Below are 3728 nucleotides of genomic sequence, written 5' to 3'. Positions count from 1 at the left end.
CTCCAGACTCGCGGCACAGGCTGACTGTTCGGTCTCGTATCAGGGGGGTGTCCAACAGACTGCGGACGGGACATTCGTGTTCGTCACCGTTGACGGCACGTCCGTCAAGGCGGTCGAACGGGCAGCCGCAGACATTCTCGCTGTTGACGATGTCCAGCGAATCTCCGCCGACGGCACCGGTGGGGTACTGAGACTCCGCCTCCCGCCGCCGTTCTTGGCGCTCGAACTCGCAGACCACGGCGCGGTGCTCCGGAGCGCAACCGCCGACACAACGCGCACGACAGTCGTCATTGACGTTCCCGAGAGCGTCGACTTACACCACGTCACCGACTTAGTCAAACGAGCATTCGCGGTCGCCGAACTCCGTTCGAAGCGAACGTTTGACCAGTCGAAGGCGCAGACGGCCGGGCCGAAGTTCTTCGAACGATTGACCGAGCGCCAACTCGAAGTGCTCCAGACAGCGTACTACAGCGGCTTCTTCGAATCCCCGCGAGAGAACACCGGCGAGGACGTCGCCGACATGCTCGACATCTCGCCGCCAGCGTTCTATCAACATGTACGCACAGTGCAACGAAAGCTGTTCTCGACGCTGTTCGAAGACGCCAGTATCCCGGCATCCACTGACTCTTTATAAAAGGGTTGAATAACTAGGTAGAACTTCTGCAACTACTTCGTTATTCAACGTGTAAATACTCCCTTATACAATTGATATCTGTTTGCAGAGCGCGGTCGGCACGAGTTCGGCGCGCTCAGATATCTATGAGAGATGTTCCAGCGAACCCCGATAGCGAACGGCCGTACGAGTGCTTCCAGTGCGGGACGATTATCGTCGCAGAATCGAACCCCGGAACCTGCCCCGACTGTAGCGGTCGACTCCGGAACCGAGGAACGCCACTCGAGTAATGCAGACATCTGAACCTGAAGGGTCGTCCCCTAACACCGCGGAGGCAGCGTCTCAGTCCTCGGAGCCGAAGCCAGCGTCGGAGTCGGCGCTCGAAACGGCACGGCGACAGCTCTACCGCGCCGCCGACCACCTCGATATCGACCCAAACGTGGTCGAGCGTCTCAAACACCCGGAAGCAGTCCACGAGGTGACCGTCCCAATCGAGCGCGACGACGGGTCTGTTTCGGTCTACACCGGCTACCGAGCCCAGCACGACAGCGTCCGCGGTCCCTACAAAGGTGGCCTCCGCTATCACCCGGGTGTGACCCGCGATGAGTGCGTCGGGCTTTCGATGTGGATGACGTGGAAGTGCGCCGTGATGGACCTCCCCTTCGGCGGCGCGAAAGGCGGTATCGCGGTCAACCCGAAGGACCTGACCCTCGACGAGAAAGAACGGCTCACTCGACGGTTCACACAAGAGATTCGAACCATCATCGGGCCGATGAAGGATATCCCGGCACCGGATATGGGGACCGACCCGCAGACGATGGCGTGGGTGATGGACGCCTATTCGATGCAGGAAGGCGAGACGGTCCCCGGCGTCGTGACGGGCAAACCGCCGATTGTCGGTGGGAGCGAAGGCCGTGATACCGCACCCGGTCGCTCGGTTGCCATCATCGCCCGCGAAGCCATCGACTACCTCAGTTGGGATATCGAAGACACCACGGTCGCCGTGCAGGGCTTCGGTTCCGTCGGTGCCCCCGCTGCACGTCTGCTCGATGATTACGGCGCGAATGTCGTCGCCGTCTCCGACGTGAACGGCGCAATCTACGACCCCGACGGACTGGACACGCACGCAATTCCGACTCACGAAGAAGAACCCGAAGCCGTGATGACGCACGACGCGCCGGAGACGTTTTCGAACGAGGAACTCCTCGAACTCGACGTCGACGTGCTCATCCCGGCGGCGGTCGGCAACGTCTTGACCGCCGAGAACGCCGACGACGTACAGGCGAACCTCATCGTCGAGGGTGCTAACGGGCCGACGACGAGTGCGGCCGACGCCAACTTCGCCGAGCGTGGGGTTCCGGTCATCCCGGATATTCTCGCCAACGCTGGCGGCGTCACCGTGAGCTACTTCGAGTGGTTGCAGGACATCAACCGGCGGACGTGGTCCCTCGAACGCGTCCACGACGAACTCGAAACGGAGATGCTGAACGCGTGGTCGGTCGTCCGCGACGAATACGAGTCGCGCGACGTCCCGTGGCGCGATGCGGCGTACATCGTTGCACTGTCGCGGATTGCGGCAGCACACGACGCGCGCGGGCTCTGGCCCTGATTCGTCGGCCTCCGTAGTTCTGCACTCGTCGACCACGTTGCGGAGGTTGTCGCCGAATATGTTCGGGACAACATCCTCAATGGAGGGTCGAGAACCGGGAGATGCATGTCCGATACGACACTCGACGTTCGCGAGTTACCTCCCGCAGAGCGCCATCCGAAGATTCACAGCGCGTTTGACGACCTCGAAAGCGGCGAGGCGCTCACGATTCTGAACGACCACGACCCGAAGCCGCTGTTCTACGAAATGCAGGCCGAGGTCGATGCATTCGATGCCGACAACTACGCCGTCGAGCAGCGCGGCCCGGCAGAATTCGCTGCGACGTTCCCGAAAAAATAGTCGCAGTCGTCGGCCCGAGCGCCGCGAGACAGTCCATCGGCGCACACTCTTCACCGTACTCCTTCGGCGTATACCGCGACCACCGTGAGTGGCGAATATGTTCGGAGGCACCTGTACAGTCCAGCGGTTCGTCCACTAGTGTATGAACAATCTCCTCGCGAAAGTCGAAGCGTCCCGGCAACCGCCGATGACAGTCCCGCTTCGCCACTTTCTCGTCGCCCTCAGTCTCCTCCTTTTCGGGGTGGCCATCGGACTCGGCATCGTCTTGGATGTCATCTCCGGTGGCAGCACGCTCGCGCATGTTCATCTCCTGCTTACGGGGTGGGTTTGTGTGACCATCATGGGCGCGATGACGCAGTTCGTTCCGGTCTGGTCCGGCGTCGAACTTTACTCTCAGCGACTTTCGACCGTTCAGTTGTGGTTGGTGACCGGTGGTTTGGTCGGGTTCGCCGTGAGCCTGCTTAGTGGAACATTCACATGGACGCCCGTGTTCGGTGCCGCGATGCTCCTCGGCTTCTGGGTCTTCGCGTACAATATCGGCCGAACGCTTCGGCGGTGCAGTGAGTACGATGTGACGGAGCGACATTTCGCTCTCGCACTCGGATTTTTCTTGCTCGTCACGACGTTTGGGTTCCTTCTCGCGCTCGGGTTCGTCTATCCCGTCTTTGCGACACTTGGCGTGACGCGAGGGGCAGTCATCGAGTCACATGCGACGCTTGCTGTGTTTGGTGCGGTCGTGACGACAATCGTCGGCGCGCTCTACCAACTCGGTCCCATGTTCACGCAGACGGAACTCGGTCGTATCGATAGTTGGCTCCAGCGGGTCGAGGAAGTCGGATACCCCGTCGGTGTCCTGCTCCTCGCAACCGGACGACTCGTCGAGTTCGCGTCGCTCGCTCGGGTCGGCGGGCTTTTCGTCACACTCTCACTGCTCGGCTTTAGCGTCGTGTTCGGGCGGCGACTCTACGAGTCGTCGGTCGGTTGGAACCCGATGCTCGCTCGGTATGCAGTCGCCGCACCGGCACTCGCAGTCTGGGGACTGCTCACGCTTCCGTCGTGGCTCGCGAACCCGCTCGCCCGCGACACGTTATTCGGCGCGCCAGCCACAGTCCACCTCTTTGCCGTCGGCTTCGTCGGCTTCGTCATCTTCGGCACCTTGTACCACGT

Annotated in this window: 5 protein-coding genes; all 5 read left to right on the top strand. The window is 61.5% G+C overall.

Annotated features, from left to right (window positions below):
- Positions 1-634, top strand: a 634-nt coding sequence (locus QT222_RS04620) for a helix-turn-helix domain-containing protein (RefSeq protein ID WP_491476448.1), incomplete at its 5' end; no start/stop codon positions are given.
- A gap of 125 nt (positions 635-759) precedes the next feature.
- Positions 760-903, top strand: coding sequence for a rubrerythrin-like domain-containing protein (locus QT222_RS04615; RefSeq protein WP_004059588.1), 144 nt, complete (start codon positions 760-762; stop codon positions 901-903).
- Complete coding sequence (gene gdhB / locus QT222_RS04610) at positions 903-2222, top strand: glutamate dehydrogenase GdhB (protein WP_004059589.1); 1320 nt, start codon at positions 903-905, stop codon at positions 2220-2222. The genes QT222_RS04615 and gdhB overlap by 1 nt, the downstream gene beginning before the upstream one ends.
- Before the next feature lie 105 nt (positions 2223-2327).
- Entirely contained in the window at positions 2328-2561 is a 234-nt protein-coding gene (locus tag QT222_RS04605) for a DUF2249 domain-containing protein (RefSeq protein ID WP_004059590.1), read from the top strand.
- Between the two features lie 142 nt (positions 2562-2703).
- Positions 2704-3728, top strand: a 1025-nt coding sequence (locus QT222_RS04600) for a hypothetical protein (RefSeq protein WP_491476447.1), incomplete at its 3' end; no start/stop codon positions are given.

It is taken from the genome of Haloferax sp. s1 (genome assembly GCF_058382125.1).
Note: the sequence above shows the minus strand (reverse complement) of the source record. Positions and strands in the feature narration are given on the sequence as shown.